Consider the following 17,376-nt stretch of genomic DNA (forward strand, 5'->3'; position numbering starts at 1 on the left):
GCGGGTGGGTGGGGGTGGGTCGCGCAGTTCCCCGCGCCCCTGAGGGGGTTCGAGTCCCGTTGGTTCGTGAGTGGCGCCGGGGGCGCGGGGAACTGCGCGATCAGCTGTGACGGGTCCGCAGACGACTGACGGACGATCGTGGCACCCCTGCGGCGTTGCCGGTGGAGCGCCTAGCGTGGAGGGCATGACTTCTGCTGACGTGCACGACGTACGGGATCCGGAACTGCCGGGGCGGCTGTTGGTCGTCGAGCGGGATGCGCTGGTGCCGCTGTTGCGGGGGCGGTCGGCCGCGGACTTCGCGTTGCCGACGGTGGCGTGTCCGGGGTGGTCGGTGCGGGATGTGCTGGCGCACTGTTCGGCCGCGTTGATGCGGGTGGTGGAGAACCGGTTCGAGGAGGGTGTGTTCTCGCCGGAGTCCAACGACCGGGACATCGCCGAGCGGGCCGAGTGGAGTGATGCGCGGGTCGTCGACGAGTTGGAGCGCGGGATGACCGAGGCGGGGCCCGTGATCGCCCGGGCGGGCGGGGCGCTGGACGGCATCGCGCTCGGGGAGTGGGTGCATGCGGGGGATGTGCGGGAGGTGCGGGGGGCGCCGGGGGCGTATGCGGGGGCGGGGATGGCGGATGCGGTTCGGCTGCTTGCCTGGCTGACGCGGGATCGGCGGCATGTTCCGCTGCATGCGGATCTGGACGATGTCGATGAGCCGGTGCGGCTGGGTGACGCGGCGGCGGGGCGGCCTCCGGCCCGGTACATCGGGGATGCGGCGACGCTGCTGCGGTTGTATGCGGGGCGGCCGGTGGAGGGGGCGGGGTATGAGCTGGTGGGGGTTGAGCCGAAGGAGCTGAACATTTTCGGGTGAGGGGGGAGGGGGCCGGGGGTTCGGGGTGGTGCCGGCTGGTGTTCGTGTGCGGGTGGGTGGGGGTTGGTCGCGCAGTTCCCCGCGCCCCTGAGGGGGTGCGGTTCCGTCGGTTCGTTGGTCGGGGGCGTTGACGATTCGCGGTCGTCTGCGGGTGGGTGGGGGCTGGTCGCGCAGTTCCCCGCGCCCCTGAAGGGGTTGCGGACCCGCCGGTTGACTGGCTGAGGGTGCTGCCGGCTGGTGTTCGTGTGCGGGCAGGTGGGGGCCGGTCGCGCAGTTCCCCGCGTCCCTGAGGGGGTGGGGTTCCGTTGGTTCGTTGGTCGGGGGCGTGGTCGGCTCGGTGTGCCGTTGGCCGGGTTGTGGTGTGGGCTGATCTTGGGTGGGCGGCGTAGGGTGGGATTGGACTAGACCTGTTTGGGCTAGACCTCTAGCGTCGTCCAATACCGAGGAATGGGGTCCCATGAGCAAGCGTGCAGTCCTGGAGGTGATCGCCCTCGGCGTCGAGGACGCGGTCGCCGCCCAGGCCGGAGGTGCGGATCGGCTCGAACTGGTCACCGACATGGCGGCCGACGGCCTGACCCCGCCGGTGGAGACGTTCGCCGGTGTCCGTGCCGCCGTCGACATCGACCTGCGCGTGATGCTGAGGCTGGCGGACGGGTTCGCGGTGGGGGACGTCGAGCGGGTGATCCGGACGGCGCGGGCGATGCGGGACGCCGGGGCCGACGAGTTCGTGCTCGGGTTCCTCGACGCGGACGGCGGGGTCGATCTGGAGGCCGTCGAGCGGGTGGTGGCCGTGCTGGACGGGTGCCGGTGGACCTTCCACCGTGCCATCGACCGCGCCGCCGACCGGGACGCACTGCGCAAGCAGCTCGACGGGATGCCGGGGCTGGACACCTACCTCACGGCCGGCGCGGCGGAGGGCGTGGACGAGGGCCTGCCCACGCTGCTCGCCGAGGCGGAGAGGGCCGGAGAACCCGGGTACGAGCAGCACATCCTGGTCGGCGGCGGCCTCCGCCTCGACCACGTCCCCACCCTCCAGAACGCCGGCATCAACGCCTTCCACATCGGCGGCGCGGCCCGCCCCCAGGGCTGGAACGGCCCCGTGTCCACAACCGCGGTCGCGAACTGGCGAGCCGCACTGGACGGAGGAACAGGGGGAGTCCCGACCCCCGCCGCCCAGAGCCAGCCCCCCACCCGGTAGACACACGAGCAACGCCCCACCGAGCAACGCCGTACCCACGCACCCATCCCCCTCAGCCCCACCCCCTCAGGGGCGCGGGGAACTGCGCGACCAGCCCCCACCGCCCCGCACACGAACACCAGCCGGCAGCACCCTCAACCAATCAACCGACGGGTCCGCAACCCCTTCAGGGGCGCGGGGAACTGCGCGATCCACCCCCACCGGCCCGCAGACGAACACCAGCCGGCAGCACCCTCAACCAATCAACCGGCGGGTCCGCAACCCCTTCAGGGGCGCGGGGAACTGCGCGATCCACCCCCACCGGCCCGCAGACGAACACCAGCCGGCAGCACCCTCAGCCAATCAACCGGCGGGTCCGCAACCCCTTCAGGGGCGCGGGGAACTGCGCGACCGGCCCCCACCGGCCCGCACACGAAACACGAGCCGGCGTCACCCCGAACCCCCGGCCCTCACCCCAGCTGCGACGGCAACCCCGCCGCATGCACCACCACCAACCCGGACACCGCCCTCGTCAGCGCGACATACAACCGCCGCAACCCGGTCCGTTCGTCCGGCTCGCCGTCCACCACCGCGCAGGGCTCGTCCAGGACGACGTAGTCGTACTCCAGACCCTTCGCGAGGGACGCGGGGACCAGGGTCAGCCGGGTCTCGTGGGTCGTCTCCTCGCCGGGGGAGAGGTACCCGATACCCGCCTCGGCCAGCGCCTCCGCCAGCGCCGCGACCCGCGCGTCCGCGGCGATCAGGCCGACCGACCCCTCCCGCCGCAGCAACTCCCCGCACGCGGCGACCACGTCGGCCGTCTCCGACACCGGACGGACCTCGAAGAACCCGGGATTCTCCCGGATCGACGCCACCGGAGCCAGCCCCGGCGCGATGTGCGGGAGCAGACGGGAGGCGTACGCGATCACGTCCGTGGGGACGCGGAAACCGGCCGTCAGCTCCTCGATGACCCCCTCCGACTTGCCGAGGTGCGCCAGCGCCTCGTCCCAACTGCGCGTCGCCCACGGCGTCGTGCCCTGCGCCAGGTCACCGAGCACCGTCGCCGACCCGGTCGTACAGCGCCGCCCCACCGCCCGGTACTGCATGGGGGAGAGGTCCTGCGCCTCGTCGAGCACGACATGGCCGAGGGACGCCGTCCGGGACACGAGGTCGGCCACCTCGTCGATCAGCACCGCGTCCGCCGCCGACCACTTCGCGGACTTCACCGACCGCACCGGCTTCGCCCACAGGATCGTCTTCTGCTCGTCCCCGGACAGGATTCCGGCGGCGTGCTCGGCAAGGAAGTCCGCGTCCGTCAGCAGCCGCAGCACCAGCTTCGCCGGGTCGACCGGCGGCCAGATCGCCTTCACGGCCGCCTTCACGGCGCTGTTGCGGGCCACCGCGTCCTGCACCCGGTCGTCCGGCGCCTCCCCCGACCGTTCCATCTGCACCAGCACGGCATGTGCGATGCGCTGCGGAAGGGCCTCGCGGGCGGCACCGTAGCGGATGCCGCGGTCCAGCAACTCCCGTACGGTCTCTTCGAGTTCGTACGCCGGGACGCGCCACCGGCGGGATCCGCGGACGACGACCACCGCCTCCGTCGGCATGGTCACGTGCGAGTAGACCGCCCGCCGCAGCACCTCCGCCAGCCGTGCGTCCCCCTTGACGACCGCGGCCGTCGCCTCGTCCGTGCCGCGCACCTCGACATGGGCGACCAGGTCGTCCACGGTCGCCTGGCGGACCGTCAACTCACCGAGGGCCGGGAGCACCTGTTCGATGTAGTGGAGGAAGGACTTGTTCGGCCCGATCACCAGGGTGCCGGTGCGGGCGAGGCGCTCGCGGTGGGCGTACAGGAGGTAGGCGACCCGGTGCAGGCCGACCGCCGTCTTCCCGGTGCCGGGGCCGCCCTGCACGCACACCGTCCCGCCGAGCCCGGACCGTACGATCTCGTCCTGCTCGGGCTGGATCGTCGCCACGATGTCGCGCATCGGGCCGACGCGCGGACGCTCGATCTCCCGCTGGAGCAGCTTGCTGGTGCGGGCCGCCTCCTGCGGGTCGGAGAGGTGCTCGTCCTCGTACGCCGTGAGATCGCCGCCGGTGTAGCCGAAGCGGCGGCGCAGCGCGATGTCCATCGGGTCCTTCTTGGACGCCCGGTAGAACGGCTGCGACACCGGTGCCCGCCAGTCGATGACCATCGGGTCGCCCTCGGCGTCGTGCACATGCCGGCGCCCGATGTAGAAGCGCTCGCCCTCCGCGCCCTCCGCCCCCTCGGCGCCCGGCGCATGCAGATAGTCGAGCCGGCCGAAGAACAGCGGGGTGTCACTGAGGTCGGCCAGCGCCTTGATGCGCTCGTCGATCTGGCGGGCGAGGACCTCGGCGTTGACCCAGTTCGCGGTGACGTCGCTGATGTCGAGGGACTCGACGTCCTCCCGCATCGCGCGCAGGGCGGCACGGGAACCGGCGAGGTGGGAGCGCTCTCGGGAGAGGGGATCCAGGGGGTCGTCGACGGGCGTGGACAAGGGGATGCCTCCGGGGACCTACGAGCAGGTGGTCGGTCGGGCCGGCCGGTTTCCGTCCGGGCGGCGGCACTCCGTGAACGGAGGCGGGCAAGAGCGGAGATCTTAGGTGAGCGCCGACGCCGGATGCCAATGATTTTCCGGCCCGGCCGACCCCCGTACGCAAGGTCCGTCCCCTAGGGGACACGGCCCTCCTCCGTGGGGGTACGCGGTCCGTCCCGAGACGTACGCGGACGGTGTGCGGCTTCGGTCCGCAGGCCGATGCGGCCTTTATGTGCGCGAACGCATCATGGAGACATGAGCGCAGCAACCATTCACCCAGCCCCCGCGGGCCCCCGCGGAGCGACAGCGCTCCAGGGGAGCCACCGTCATCGCCTCGGCGAAGCCCTGCGCGCCGTCAGGGTGTTCGCCGGGGCGGCCTTCGACGTGATCGTCCTCGGTGAGTACGGAGAGGAAGCGGGCGTCCGCCGTAAGTGACTCCGGGGACGCCCGTCCCGGCCCGCCGGCCCTCCGCTATCCGTCCGCGAGCATCTCGTCGGCGTCCACGATCCGGTACGCGTAGCCCTGTTCCGCCAGGAAGCGCTGGCGGTGGGCGGCGAAGTCCTGGTCGATCGTGTCGCGGGCGACGACCGAGTAGAAGTGCGCCTGATGGCCGTCGGCCTTGGGCCGCAGGACCCGGCCGAGACGTTGTGCCTCCTCCTGGCGCGAGCCGAAGGTGCCCGAGACCTGGATGGCGACCGTGGCCTCCGGCAGGTCGATCGAGAAGTTCGCGACCTTGGACACCACCAGGACGCTGATCTCGCCCTCCCGGAAGGCGTCGAAGAGCTTCTCGCGCTGCGCATTGGAGGTCTCACCCTTGATCACGGGGGCGTTCAGATGCTCCCCGAGCTCGTCGAGCTGGTCGATGTACTGGCCGATGACCAGGATCTGCTGCCCCGCGAACCGGCGGACGAGGGCCTCGGTGACCTTCCGCTTGGTGTCGGTCGTCGCGCAGAAGCGGTACTTCTCCTCCTGCTCGGCGGTGGCGTACGCCAGCCGCTCGGCGTCGGTCAGGTTGACGCGCACCTCGACACAGTCGGCGGGCGCGATATATCCCTGCGCCTCGATCTCCTTCCACGGCGCGTCGAACCGCTTCGGGCCGATGAGGGAGAACACGTCCGACTCACGGCCGTCCTCGCGGACCAGGGTCGCGGTCAGGCCGAGCCGGCGGCGGGCCTGGAGGTCGGCGGTGAACTTGAAGACGGGCGCCGGCAGCAGGTGCACCTCGTCGTAGAGGATCAGGCCCCAGTCGCGGGAGTCGAAGAGCTCCAGGTGCGGGTAGACACCCTTCCGCTTGGTGGTCAGCACCTGGTAGGTGGCGATGGTGACCGGGCGGATCTCCTTCCTCGTCCCGCTGTACTCGCCGATCTCCTCCTCGGTGAGCGAGGTCCGCTTGATCAGCTCGTGCTTCCACTGCCGGGCCGAGACGGTGTTCGTGACGAGGATGAGCGTCGTCGACTTCGCCTGCGCCATGGACCCGGCGCCGACGAGGGTCTTGCCCGCCCCGCAGGGCAGGACGACCACGCCGCTGCCGCCGTGCCAGAAGTTCTCCACGGCCTGCTTCTGGTACGGCCGCAGCGCCCAGCCGTCCTCGTTCAGCTCGATCGGGTGCGCCTCGCCGTCGACGTAACCGGCGAGGTCCTCGGCGGGCCAGCCCAGCTTCAGCAGCGTCTGCTTGATCTGCCCGCGCTCGGAGGGGTGCACGGCCACGGTGTCCGGGTCGATGCGGGCGCCGACGAGCGGCGCGACCCGCTTCGAGCGCAGCACCTCCTCCAGGACCGGGCGGTCGGTGGTGGTGAGGACGAGGCCGTGCGTCGGGTGCTTGGAGAGCGTGAGGCGGCCGTAGCGGTCCATCGTGTCGGCGATGTCGACCAGCAGGGCGTGCGGCACGGGGTAGCGGCTGTACGTCACCAGGGCGTCCACGACCTGCTCGGCGTCGTGGCCGGCCGCGCGCGCGTTCCACAGCCCCAGCGGGGTGACCCGGTAGGTGTGGATGTGCTCGGGCGCCCGCTCCAGCTCCGCGAACGCCGCGATCGCCCGACGGCACGCGTCGGCCTGCTCGTGGTCCACCTCCAGGAGCAGGGTCTTGTCCGACTGGACGATCAGTGGTCCGTTCACGTGGGTCCGTCCTTCCGCTCACCACTCGACCAAACGTCCAGTGTGCCTGATCGTTTCCCAGGCCCCGCAGGAGTCCTGCGGAGTCCTACAGGATGTCTTTTCATTCCTGTGAGTGGCGTGGTTTCACCTGTACGGCGGCGGCTGCGAAGAATGCCGAGCGTGCAGGCCATCGATCGTGAACCGTCCCCGCCGACCACCACCCTCGGATACGCCCTGTTCGCCACCCGCTGGTTGCAGGCGCCGCTCTACTTCGGCCTCGTGGCCGCGCAGGGGGTGTACGTCTACAAGTTCTTCAACGAACTCTGGGCCTTAATTCTCCGCTGTGTGACCGGGCAGGCCACCGAGACGTACGTCATGCTCGCCGTGCTCAAGCTCGTCGACGTCGTCATGATCGCGAACCTGCTGATCATGGTGATCGTCGGCGGCTACGAGACCTTCGTCTCCCGCATCGGCCTCCAGGGCCACCGTGACCAGCCGGAATGGCTCTCGCACGTCAACTCCAACGTACTGAAGGTCAAGCTCGCCACCGCCATCGTGGGCATCTCCTCGGTCCATCTGCTCCAGATGTTCGTGGACGTCCACCGCACCTCGCACCACTCGCTGCTGTGGGGCACGGTGATCCACATGGCGTTCATCGCGTCGGCGGCGATCCTGGCGTACATGTCGGGGCCGATGGCCGCGCAGGCCGAGCGGGCGCATCAGCACACCCCTCACGAGCCCGCCGCCCGGGAGCCGGCCGCGAAGGTCTTCGTCCCGGCGCAGGCCGCCCCGTGCGAGGACGAGCCCAGCACCGAGGAGCGGCTGCGGGCCGCCGGGTTCCCCGCCCGCAAGCTGCTGGAGGACTTCGACTCCGAGCACCCGCGCTCCTTCGACCGGGAGACCGTCGCCCGGCTCGGCAAGCTGGACTTCGTCACCGCGGCACGCAACGTGGTCTTCGTGGGGCCGCCCGGCACCGGCAAGACGCATCTGGCCGTCGGGCTCGGGGTGCGTGCCTGCCAGGCCGGACACTCGGTGCTGTTCGCGAGCGCCGCGCAGTGGGCCGCCCGGCTGGCCGCCGCCCGGGACGCCGGACGGCTCGCGCGGGAGCTGGCCGCCCTCGACGCGCACGCCCTGCTGATCGTCGACGAGGTCGGCTACACGCCCTTCGACCCGGAGACCGCCGCGCTCTTCTTCCAACTGGTCGCCCACCGCTACGAGCGGTCCTCGCTGATCGTGACCAGCGACCGTCCGCTCGCCCGCTGGGACGAGGTGTTCGGCGGTCCCTCGGCCCTGGCGATGGCGGACCGGCTCGCCCACCACGCCGAGCTCGTACGGATCGAGGGCGAGAGCTACCGGATGCGCCGCACTACCTCAGCGTGGGCAGACTGACGTTGTTGATCAGCGGTCCTTCGATGGTGAGCCCCTCGGTGACCAGGGACTCCCCACCGGCCGCCGGGAGCGGCAGCGGCAGTGCGGGGGCCGCGGTCGCCGCGGGCGCGAGGGCCGTGACCAGGGCCGCGGCGGCGAGGAGAGTGGCGGCGGACAGGACGGTGCGGGCGGTGCGCTCGGAACGCATGGTGCCTCGGAGCCTTTCGGGTGGGGGAGGGCGGGCCGGCCCTGGTGTGCCGGGACCGGCCCCTTGCACTGCGTCAGACCTGCGGGGTCTCGACGACCAGCCCGGCGATGTCGACGCTGACCGCGGCGGCCTGCGTGGTGAAGGCGCCGATCATCAGGGCCGCGGCGGCCAGGACGGTGGCGAGACGACGCGCTGTGCGCATGGGACAACTACCTCTCTGTTGCGCTCACTTGAGCGTGATCAGGACACCGGGTGGCTGCCCTGCGCCACGCGAGGCGATGCGGAGAGTTCCGAAAGGTCCCTCAAGAGTTGGAAAAGCCCGGCGTGGCGGGCATGAACCGCCGCTTACGCCCGCACGAGTGAACCGGAGCGGGCCGACCTCAGATCTGGTCGTCCGCGAGCTCGGCGACACCGGTGATCCGGTGCAGCGGGTAGGTGCGCACCTCGTCCGCGGTGTGGTCGTACGCCGTCACGAACCCGCCCTCGACCCGTACCGGCGCGATCACCCGCTGACTCGCGGAGCCCTCGGCGTTGACGTACCCGATCCACAGCGACTCGCCGGTCAGGACGGCGGCCTGCATGGTGGCGAGGGTCTCGGCGGAGGTGGTGCGCGGCAGTTCGCCCCCGGCGGGCGCGGCGGCGGCCCCGCTCGGCTTGCGCGGTGTCGTGGAGGCGAGGTCGCCCGCCCGGATGGCGCGGATCGCGGCGGCCAGCAGTGTGGCGTCCGGCGTCGGCGGGCCGTCCGGGACCGGCTCGGGCGCCGAGCGCGGCGGGGTGCGGTGCGCGTCGGCGCGGGTGATCAGGACGTCGCCCTCCGCCGACTCGGCGGCCGGCGCGAAGCCCATCGCGCGCAGGCCCTCCAGCAGCCCCGCCGGGTCCGCCTGGGCGGCCAGCACGGTCGGCGCCAGGCGGCGCAGCCGCAGCCCGGCGGCCCGCTTGTCGGCGAGGATCTCGTTCAGCACCGCGTCGTCGTCGCAGCGGACGTACGCGGACGCCGCGCCCACCCGCAGATGGCCGTGCCTACGCGCCACGTCGTCGATCAGGTACGCCAGCGGCTGCGGCACCGGGGTGCGGGAGTGCTCCGCGAGGAAGGCGTGCAGGTCGGAGGCGCTGCGTCCGGCGTCCAGCGCGCGGCGCACCGAGCCGGGCGTGAACCGGTACACCGTCGCCCCGCCCTTGGACTCGACGTCCGCGAGCACGCCCAGCATGTCGGCGAGCGGCCGCCGCAGCGGCCCCGGCGCCACGGCCGTCAGGTCGGCCTGGAGCAGGACATGGTCCAGCGGCTCGGGCAGCAGCGGGGCGAGCAGCCGGGCGGCGGCAGCGGAGGCGACGGCCTGCTCGGCGGCGGAGAGAGGCTCGGGCGGGCCGGCCGGGCGGCGGTGCTCGTGATGGACGGGGAGCTTGTCGCCGGGGCCGCCGGACGGGGCCGGGGAGCCGGCCGTGGAGGGCACGGGCGGGGTGTCGCGGGTCGCCGCGGCCGGGCCGGTGCCGGACGGGCCGGAGGCACGGCCTCCCGGCTTCCCGGCGGCAGGCGCGGCGGGCACCCCCAGCAGCGCCCGTCCGTGCGCCGACAGCGCCCCGCGGCCCGTCACACCCAGCAGCTCCGCCTCGTTCAGCGTCCACCGGGCCAGGCGGCCGCGCAGGTCGTCGTCGCGCTGCGGGCCGCGCAGCGGGCGCTCCCAGCGCAGCCGGGCCAGCACCGACTCGGGCGACGGGGACGCGCCCTGCGGCAGTCCGGCGAGCAGCGTCAGCACCCGGTGCCGCACCTCGGGCGCCGCGGAGCGGTCCAGGCCGGGGCCCAGCGCCGACAACGTACGGTCCTTGGCGTCCCGCCCGCCGACCACGCCCGCGGTCCGCGTCGCCGCCAGCCACGCCTCCGCCAGCCGGGCCCAGCGCTCGGCGGCGGGCTGCTCCAGCCACTCGTCGTAGGCGGGCGTCGCCGCGAACCGCTCGTCGGCCTCGCCGTCGGAGGCCAGCAGGCCCGCCGCGTAGGCGAGTTCGGTCCAGAAGGCGGCCACCGGCTCGGGCACGTCGAGGGCGACGGCGGTCCGCTTGAGGTCGCGCACGCTCAGACCACCCGCGCGCAGCACCGCGGGGCCGCCCTCGTGCCAGTCCTTCAACAGCTCCTCGACGGTGGCCAGCGCGGTGTACGCCTGCCCGGCCGCCGTCGTGTCCACCACCTGTGGACTGTGCGTCGCGGCCGGTTCGACGGGCGGCGGCAGCGGATCGGTGGCCCGGTGCGCGCGTCCCGCCCGCAGGTGCAGGGCCACCTCGCGGGGCAGTACGACGGTGCCGGGTGCCGTCGGCAGGAGGAGACCGCGGTCGAGGAGCCAGCGCAGGCGGGCCGCGGGTTCGGCGGTGACCTGGCCGTACGGCGGTCCCCAGACCAGGCGCGAGAGGACCTCCCGGGACTCCTCCGGGGCGTCGGCGAGCAGGGCCGTCATCCGCCGGCGGTCGGTGAACAGCGCCGTGAGCGACGAGACGGCGGACACCGCGTCGTGGGTCGAGGGCAGCCCGGCGGTGGTGACGATCTCCTGGATACGGCCCGGCGACATCCCGGCCGTCGCCTCCTGCACGGTCGGCCCCAGGCCCGTCGGGGAGGGGTGCTGCGGGGAGGGGGTGAGCAGCTCGCGTGCCGTGCGCACCAGGCGCAGCCGGTCGTCGGCACCCCACACCAGAGCCTGCTCGCGCAGGGCGCCGAGCGCGTGCGGCAGCGCCGAGGTGACCGCCGGGTCGCCCTCGTCGCCGGCCATCAGGGCGAGCAGTTCGGCGTACGTCGCCGGATCCGCCGCCACCGCGAGCGCCTCCGCCGTCTGCAGCGCGAACCGGTCCAGCCGCTCCAGGGCACGCACCACCGAGGCCCGGGTGCCGGCGCGGGTCGCGAGCTGGGTGAGGTCGGTCGGGACGGGGGTGATGAGGTCGGGCCGGCTGCGCAGGAGCACGGTCAGCGAGGCGTCGTCCCGCACACGGAGATCCTCCGCGAGGGAACGGGGCGGTGTGGCCGGGTCGCTCATCCTGCCCACGTTAGCGGGTCGCCTCCGGCGGTCGGGCCGACAGCGGCGGGGCGGATCCGGGTACGGCGACAGGGCGCGGCCGCGCGGGGGCGCGCGTCCCCGGGGGCTCCGCCCCCGGCCTCGACCCGGTCATGGTGCGGGCCTCGCCCGATCCGCGCTCTCTTCCCACGGGCAAACAGAACGTTTCGTAGATGGCCCTCGGATGAACATCATCCGGAGGTACCCGGCACCTCTGGCAACGCCTCGCCCCCACTCGTCACCCTGGGCACCCGGTCAACTACTTCAGCGCTCAAGGGAATTGGGGGTTCGGCGATGAGCGAGCAGGCCGAGCAGTGGATCGCGATCCTGAGTCTCGCGTTCCCCGTCGCCGCCTTCCTGTGGGAGTTCGCCATCGTCGGGCGCAAGCGGCTCGGCTACCGGGTGCAGATGGACACCCTCGCCGCGGACGCCGCCGACAAGCCGTACGCCGACGTGCTCGGGGACATGCGGCACGACGGCCACCAGCTCAAGGACCCCTCCTTCGTGCTGCTCCGGATCGAGAACGCCGGATCGACCAAGATCGTCTCGGAGGACTATCTGGCCGATCCCGCCGACCCCTACGGCATCAAGGTCACCTTCCGCGACCGCCGCGTCGCCGCCGTGGTCCTCACCGACCCGAGCAACAACGCGCTGCGCGACTTCTTCTTCGAGGAGGTCACGGAGGGCGACAGCGTCCGCACCGTCGCCAAACCCGGCTTCCGCCGCAACAACAACGCGGGCGACCGCACGGGCACCATCCGGCTGCCGAAGGTCACGCTGCCCCGGGGCGCCGAGTACAAGGTCCTCGTCGTGCTGGAACGCTGGCCCGAGGACCACAGCACCGACCCGTTCCCGGACCCCGTCGTCCAGGGCACCGACGGACAGGAGCGCTGGTACGACCCGCTGGTACGGCTGCTGAGGCTGAAGGCGACCAGGACCGAGAGCCATGTCTTCGCCTCCCGGCCCGCGTGGTGGGTCATGTGGATCCTGATCGCGGCCGTCGCCGTCCAGGCCAACTTCACGCTCTTCGTCCGCGAGGACAAGCGCCCCCCGCTGGACTGCGTCAAGGGCACCCTGTACCTGCACGGCTCCACCGCCTTCGCCCCCGCGGTCAGGGCCGCCGCCCAGGACTACCTCGCGCGCTGCGACGGCGCCGACGTGCACATCCCGCTCGCCGACGACACCTTCAAGGGCAGCACCGACGGCGTCACCGACCTCGACAAGGCCGGCCGGGAGGCCGGCATCCCGGTCGGCGAGGGTCTGCGCGACCACGTCTCCTTCACCGACGGACTCGCCTCCGACGGCCACCCCCGGCTGATCCCCCGACCCGTCGCGCTCTCCGTCTTCACCCTCGTCGTCAACAAGGACGCCGGCGTGGAGAACCTGGAACTGGACCAGATACGGGCCGTCTTCGCGGGCCGCGTCCAGAACTGGTCCGACATCGGCGGCAACGACGTACCCGTCCACCTCGTCAACCGGGACCCCGGCTCCGGCACCCGCGGCACCCTGGTCGCCAAGGTCCTCGCGGGCAAGGAACCGCCCCAGTTCACCGTGACCGACTGCGCCGCCCTCAACCCGAAACGGTACGGCCGCTGCGAGGTCACCGGCACGGACACCATGCTGCACACCACCGCCTCGACCCCCGGCGCCGTCGGCTACAGCGAGGTCACCGCCGTGGACGGCCATCAGGCGGCCGACGGGCTGGTCAAGGTCACGATCGACGGCCGGCAACCGACCGCGGAGGGCGTCGAGGCCACCAACTATCCGTACTGGCAGACCGAGTTCGCCTACACCTACGGAGAGGCCCCGGCCGGCTCCGTCGCCGCGGCCTTCCTGAACTTCCTCACCCAGCAGAGCGGCCGCGACATCCTCCGCGACCACGGCCACGGCCTGTGCTCCGAGGTGCAGAACTCGGGCGAGTGCCGCCCGGCCTGACCCACCTCACCCGTGCTGTCCTGCGCTAACGTCGTCCCCCCGGGCATCCAACGCACCCACCCCGGAGGGGACTTCGTGGGGATCGAGAGCGACCAGGTCGTCTACGAGTATCTGAGCCGTGTCGGCGACGTGGCCCAGCAACGGCAGCTGCCGTCGTCCACCCGTATGCGCCTGGTGAACGAACTGCGGGGCGAGATCGACCGGCGGCGGGCCAAGGCCCCGGTCGACAGTCCCGCCACCGTCCGCCGCATCATCGCCCGCCTCGGCAGCCCGGACGAGGTCGTCTCGGCGGCCGGGGGCACCGCCTCCGCGCCGCGGGCGCCGGTCGCCCCCGTGCCCGCGCAGCCGGCGGGCCGGGACGAGGGGACCGACGGCAAGCGCCCCAAGGGCCTGCGCCGGATCGTGCCGCGCCCGCGCCCCGCCGAGCCCCCCGCGGCCCGCGACGACGCGCCTCCGCCGCCCCATCTCGCCGGCACCGCCGACCTCGGCGACAGCGCGCTGCAGCCGGACTGGTGGCGGGTCGACAGCAGCCCCTTCGGCCCCGGCGAGGACGTCCCCGGCTTCGTCGGCGGCATCGAGATCCCCGAGATGCTCAGGCGTCCGCCCGCGAAGGACGAGGCGGGGCTCCGCAGGAAGAAGCCCGCCGAGGAGCCCGAAACGGCCGCCGTGGAGGAGACCGAGGAGGACGAGCCGACATCCCGCCGCCGCCTCCTGCGCCGGCCCACCCTGCCGTCCGGCCGCTGGAGCAACCCCCTCCTGCTCGTCGCCGCCGCCCTCCTCGTCGCCGGCGCGATCCTCGGCAACCTCCTCGCCCTGCTCCTCGGCTGGCTCATCGCCTGGGGCTCGCGCCGCCTGAGCGACGCCGAGACCAAGTGGGCGGTGATGATCCTGCCCGCCCTCTCCCTCACGGCCGGCGTGGTCTGGCTCTGGGGCCGCACCAACGACCGCTGGGGCGCCCCCATCACCGAGGGCCACACCAACACCGCGATCGCCGAGACCTGGCCCTGGGTCCTGCGGGGCGCGGCGGTGGCATCGGCGTTGTTCATCGTCTGGCGCTCACAGAGGCGCCCCTGAAGGGGCGCGGGGACCTGCGCGTTCAACCCCCACCGACCCGCACCCGCGACACAGCGCATGGAACCGAGCCACCGGGCGCACATCACACCCACCCGGCGTCTGCCCGCAGGCTGACCTGGGCACAATGGCCCATATGGCACTCACCGTCGGCTTCGACCTGGACATGACCCTCATCGACTCCCGCCCCGGCATCCACGCCTGCTACACGGCGCTGGCCGACCGGACGGGAACGTACATCGACGCCGACCTGGCGATCACCCGCCTCGGCCCGCCGCTGGAGGAGGAGCTGATCAACTGGTTCCCGGCGGAGCAGGTCGCGGACATCGCCGACCGGTACCGCGAGATGTACCCGACGATCGCCATCGCCGCGACCCCCGCCCTGCCCGGCGCCCGCGAGGCGATAGCCGCCGTGCGCGAGGCCGGCGGCCGCGCGATCGTCGTCACCGCCAAGTACGAGCCGAACGCCAAGCTGCACCTGGAACACCTCGGCATCGACCCGGACGCGGTCATCGGCAACCTCTGGGCCGAGCAGAAGGCGGAGGCCCTGCGCGAGTACGGCGCGAGCGTCTACGTCGGCGACCACCAGGGCGACATCCGCGCCGCCCGCGCCGCGGGCACGCTGGCGGTCACCGTGGCGACCGGGCCCTACAGCGCCGCCGAACTCGGCGCGCTCGGCGCCGACGTGGTCCTCGCCGACCTGACGAGGTTCCCGGACTGGCTCGCCGGCTACCTCGAAGCGCCGCGCGCCTGACGCCTTCCGGCCGCGATCGAACGGAACACTCCGGCGCCGGCGACGAGGAATCCGACACCCATCAACATGCTCAGTCCGAACATGTATGTCGGAAATGGCGTCGTGCCGAGCAGGAACGGGGCCACTGTGACCAGAGTGGCCACAGCACCGATGAAGAACACGACCGCACCGGCACGGATCAGTCGGTCGCCGGGAGCGGCGGAATTCGTTTGGGTTTTGTCACGCACCGGACCAGGGTAGTTCCCTGCGCGAGGGAACTACCGGGCGACGTCTTGTCACCCGCCCGGGGACCATTAGCCTTGGTACCGGCGGGTCGTGGTCGACCCGCTGTAGTGCTATCAAGAGCCGTTTTCAGAAGCAGTTTTCCGACGAGTACGAGGACGAGGACAGACGTGCCTACCGGCAAGGTCAAGTGGTTCAACAGTGAGAAGGGCTTCGGCTTTCTCTCCCGCGACGACGGCGGTGACGTCTTCGTTCATTCCTCGGTCCTCCCCGCCGGAGTAGACGGACTCAAGCCGGGACAGCGGGTGGAGTTCGGCGTCGTCGCCGGTCAGCGCGGCGACCAGGCGCTCTCGGTCGTCATTCTCGATCCGACCCCGTCCGTCGCGGCCGCCCAGCGCAAGAAGCCGGACGAGCTGGCGTCCATCGTCCAGGACCTGACGACGCTCCTCGAGAACATCACGCCGATGCTGGAGCGGGGCCGCTACCCCGAGAAGACCGCCGGCAAGAAGATCGCCGGCCTGCTCCGCGCGGTCGCCGACCAGCTCGACGTATAGCGCGAGGATCCGCCGTGAACCCGGCGGATCCTCGGTATTTCTAGGGGAAATCCAGTGCACCCGGGCCGAGGGGCGGTACCAGTCCCTCGGCCGCCGCGCGCGTGAGCAGTCCGCGTACGGCCGCATAGCCGTCCTCGCCGAGGCCGGCCGTGAACTCGTTGACGTACAGGCCGATGTGCTGGTCCGCGACGGCCGGGTCCATCTCCTGGGCGTGCTCCATGACGTACGGGCGGGAGACCTCAGGGTCGTCCCAGGCGGCGCGCACCGACGTACGGATGGAGTCCGCGAGCCCCGCCAGTGTCCCGGCGCCCAGCGACCGCTTGGCGATGATCGCCCCGAGCGGGATCGGCAGCCCGGTGGTGTTCTCCCAGTGCTCGCCCATGTCGGCGAGCTTGTTCAGGCCGTAGTTCCGGTACGTGAAACGCGCCTCGTGGATGACGAGCCCCGCGTCGACCTTCCCGTCCCGCACCGCGGGCATGATCTCGTGGAACGGCATCACCACGATCTCGCCGACCCCGCCCGGGACCGTGTCGGCGGCCCACAGCCGGAACAGCAGATACGCCGTCGACCGCTCGCTCGGCACCGCGACCGTGCGGCCCGTCAGATCGGCCCCCGCCTCCCGCGTCAGCACCAGCGGTCCGCACCCCCGGCCCAGCGCGCCGCCGCAGGGCAGCAGCGCGTACTCGTCGAGGACGTACGGCAGCACGGCGTACGACACCTTCAGCACGTCGTACTCGCCGCGCTCGGCCATGCCGTTGGTGAGGTCGATGTCGGCGAAGGTGACGTCGAGCGCGGGGGCGCCGGGGACGCGGCCGTGGGCGAGGGCGTCGAAGACGAAGGTGTCGTTCGGGCAGGGGGAGTACGCGATCTTCAGCGGCTCACTGGTCATGTGGGTTCCAACTCTCCAGTACGGGCGCGAGCTTCCCGAAGCCGTCCGCCAGCGCGGCCAGCGCGTCGCCGATACGCCACGCGGCGCGGTCGCGGGGGCCCACCGGGTTGGAGATCGCGCGCAGCTCCAGCACCGGCGTACGGTGCGCGGCCGCGGCCTCGGCGACGCCGAAGCCCTCCATGGCCTCGGCCAGGGCGGTGGGGTGGCGCTCACGCAGCGAGGCGGCCCGCACGGCGGTGCCGGTCACGGTGGAGACGGTGAGGACGGCGCCGGGGCGCGCGCCGGTGGCGGCGGCGACCTCCCGTACGAGTGCTTCCGGCGGATGGTGGGTGACGGTGCCGAAGCCCAGCTCGGTGACGGCCAGGAAGCCGTCCGGGGTCTCCGCCCCGAGGTCGGCGGCCGTGATCTCGTCGGCCACGACGAGGGAGCCGACGGGGGCGTCGGGGGCGAAGCCGCCCGCTATGCCCGCCGAGACGACCAGGTCGTAGGGGGTGCCCGCGAGGGCGGCCCGGGTGAGGGCGGTGGCCGTGGCGGCCGCCGCGAGGGCGGGGCCGACGCCGGCGGCGATCACCTCGGCGCCGGACGGTGCGAACGCCCCGGCCACCGCGTCCCGCTCGGCGGGGACGGCGGTGGCCACCAGGACACGCATGCCGGA

General features: G+C 72.6%; 16 protein-coding genes. 8 read left to right on the plus strand and 8 right to left on the minus strand.

Annotated elements, in window-relative coordinates; genetic code table 11:
• The first annotated feature begins 184 nt into the window (after positions 1 to 184).
• Together ACGFW6_RS43355 and ACGFW6_RS43360 are read left to right on the plus strand one after the other, a co-directional pair.
• The gene (locus tag ACGFW6_RS43355) at positions 185 to 859 is read left to right on the plus strand and encodes a maleylpyruvate isomerase family mycothiol-dependent enzyme (RefSeq protein ID WP_393522787.1); all 675 of its coding nucleotides are present in this window, start codon (positions 185 to 187) and stop codon (positions 857 to 859) included.
• 457 nt (positions 860 to 1,316) lie between these two features.
• Positions 1,317 to 2,057: a copper homeostasis protein CutC gene (locus ACGFW6_RS43360; protein WP_393522790.1), complete on the plus strand. Its 741-nt coding sequence runs from the start codon at positions 1,317 to 1,319 to the stop codon at positions 2,055 to 2,057.
• A gap of 449 nt (positions 2,058 to 2,506) precedes the next feature.
• Here the strand turns inward: ACGFW6_RS43360 and ACGFW6_RS43365 are convergent, their stop codons facing one another.
• Positions 2,507 to 4,555 (minus strand): HelD family protein, encoded by a 2,049-nt coding sequence (locus ACGFW6_RS43365; RefSeq protein WP_393522792.1) that lies wholly within the window; start codon positions 4,553 to 4,555, stop codon positions 2,507 to 2,509.
• Between the two features lie 294 nt (positions 4,556 to 4,849).
• Between ACGFW6_RS43365 and ACGFW6_RS43370 the strand changes: the two genes are divergently transcribed.
• Positions 4,850 to 5,029, plus strand: a complete 180-nt coding sequence (locus ACGFW6_RS43370; protein ID WP_393522794.1) for a hypothetical protein — start codon at positions 4,850 to 4,852, stop codon at positions 5,027 to 5,029.
• Positions 5,030 to 5,065: 36 nt separating this feature from the next.
• Here the strand turns inward: ACGFW6_RS43370 and ACGFW6_RS43375 are convergent, their stop codons facing one another.
• Entirely contained in the window at positions 5,066 to 6,709 is a 1,644-nt protein-coding gene (locus ACGFW6_RS43375; RefSeq protein WP_393522796.1) for a DNA repair helicase XPB, read from the minus strand.
• A gap of 150 nt (positions 6,710 to 6,859) precedes the next feature.
• Here ACGFW6_RS43375 and istB point away from each other — a divergent pair, with 150 nt between their 5' ends.
• Positions 6,860 to 8,077: an IS21-like element helper ATPase IstB gene (gene istB / locus ACGFW6_RS43380; protein WP_393522799.1), complete on the plus strand. Its 1,218-nt coding sequence runs from the start codon at positions 6,860 to 6,862 to the stop codon at positions 8,075 to 8,077.
• Here the strand turns inward: istB and ACGFW6_RS43385 are convergent.
• The 3 genes from ACGFW6_RS43385 to ACGFW6_RS43395 form a co-directional block, all read right to left on the minus strand.
• Positions 8,055 to 8,264 carry a hypothetical protein gene (locus ACGFW6_RS43385; RefSeq protein ID WP_393522801.1) on the minus strand — a complete coding sequence of 70 codons (210 nt, stop codon included), beginning with the start codon at positions 8,262 to 8,264 and terminating at the stop codon, positions 8,055 to 8,057. The two genes, istB and ACGFW6_RS43385, sit on opposite strands and share 23 nt — an antisense overlap.
• Positions 8,265 to 8,337: 73 nt before the next feature.
• Positions 8,338 to 8,466: a hypothetical protein gene (locus ACGFW6_RS43390; protein ID WP_093746457.1), complete on the minus strand. Its 129-nt coding sequence runs from the start codon at positions 8,464 to 8,466 to the stop codon at positions 8,338 to 8,340.
• A 178-nt stretch (positions 8,467 to 8,644) separates the two neighbouring features.
• A complete protein-coding gene (locus ACGFW6_RS43395) occupies positions 8,645 to 11,278 on the minus strand; it encodes a helicase-associated domain-containing protein (protein WP_393522804.1) in 2,634 nt (877 codons plus the stop codon).
• A 312-nt stretch (positions 11,279 to 11,590) separates the two neighbouring features.
• Here ACGFW6_RS43395 and ACGFW6_RS43400 point away from each other — a divergent pair, with 312 nt between their 5' ends.
• From ACGFW6_RS43400 to ACGFW6_RS43410, 3 genes are all read left to right on the plus strand, one after another.
• Positions 11,591 to 13,231, plus strand: coding sequence for a substrate-binding domain-containing protein (locus ACGFW6_RS43400; RefSeq protein WP_393522807.1), 1,641 nt, complete (start codon positions 11,591 to 11,593; stop codon positions 13,229 to 13,231).
• Between the two features lie 75 nt (positions 13,232 to 13,306).
• Positions 13,307 to 14,305 carry a hypothetical protein gene (locus tag ACGFW6_RS43405; protein WP_393522809.1) on the plus strand — a complete coding sequence of 333 codons (999 nt, stop codon included), beginning with the start codon at positions 13,307 to 13,309 and terminating at the stop codon, positions 14,303 to 14,305.
• Between the two features lie 124 nt (positions 14,306 to 14,429).
• Positions 14,430 to 15,056: an HAD family hydrolase gene (locus ACGFW6_RS43410; protein WP_393522812.1), complete on the plus strand. Its 627-nt coding sequence runs from the start codon at positions 14,430 to 14,432 to the stop codon at positions 15,054 to 15,056.
• On the opposite strand, the gene ACGFW6_RS43415 is transcribed toward ACGFW6_RS43410, so the two are convergent.
• The gene (locus ACGFW6_RS43415) at positions 15,032 to 15,283 is read right to left on the minus strand and encodes a hypothetical protein (RefSeq protein ID WP_393522815.1); all 252 of its coding nucleotides are present in this window, start codon (positions 15,281 to 15,283) and stop codon (positions 15,032 to 15,034) included. The genes ACGFW6_RS43410 and ACGFW6_RS43415 overlap by 25 nt on opposite strands.
• A 165-nt stretch (positions 15,284 to 15,448) precedes the next feature.
• Between ACGFW6_RS43415 and ACGFW6_RS43420 the strand changes: the two genes are divergently transcribed.
• Entirely contained in the window at positions 15,449 to 15,832 is a 384-nt protein-coding gene (locus ACGFW6_RS43420) for a cold-shock protein (protein ID WP_107906050.1), read from the plus strand.
• A gap of 40 nt (positions 15,833 to 15,872) precedes the next feature.
• Here the strand turns inward: ACGFW6_RS43420 and ACGFW6_RS43425 are convergent, their stop codons facing one another.
• Both ACGFW6_RS43425 and ACGFW6_RS43430 read right to left on the minus strand, forming a co-directional pair.
• Positions 15,873 to 16,721 (minus strand): 1,4-dihydroxy-6-naphthoate synthase, encoded by an 849-nt coding sequence (locus ACGFW6_RS43425; RefSeq protein WP_393522817.1) that lies wholly within the window; start codon positions 16,719 to 16,721, stop codon positions 15,873 to 15,875.
• Positions 16,711 to 17,370 carry a futalosine hydrolase gene (locus tag ACGFW6_RS43430; protein WP_393522820.1) on the minus strand — a complete coding sequence of 220 codons (660 nt, stop codon included), beginning with the start codon at positions 17,368 to 17,370 and terminating at the stop codon, positions 16,711 to 16,713. Before ACGFW6_RS43430 ends, ACGFW6_RS43425 begins: the two co-directional genes overlap by 11 nt.
• Positions 17,371 to 17,376 lie beyond the last annotated feature (6 nt).

Source organism: Streptomyces sp. Y7 (genome assembly GCF_043195415.1).
Lineage (GTDB): Bacteria > Actinomycetota > Actinomycetes > Streptomycetales > Streptomycetaceae > Streptomyces.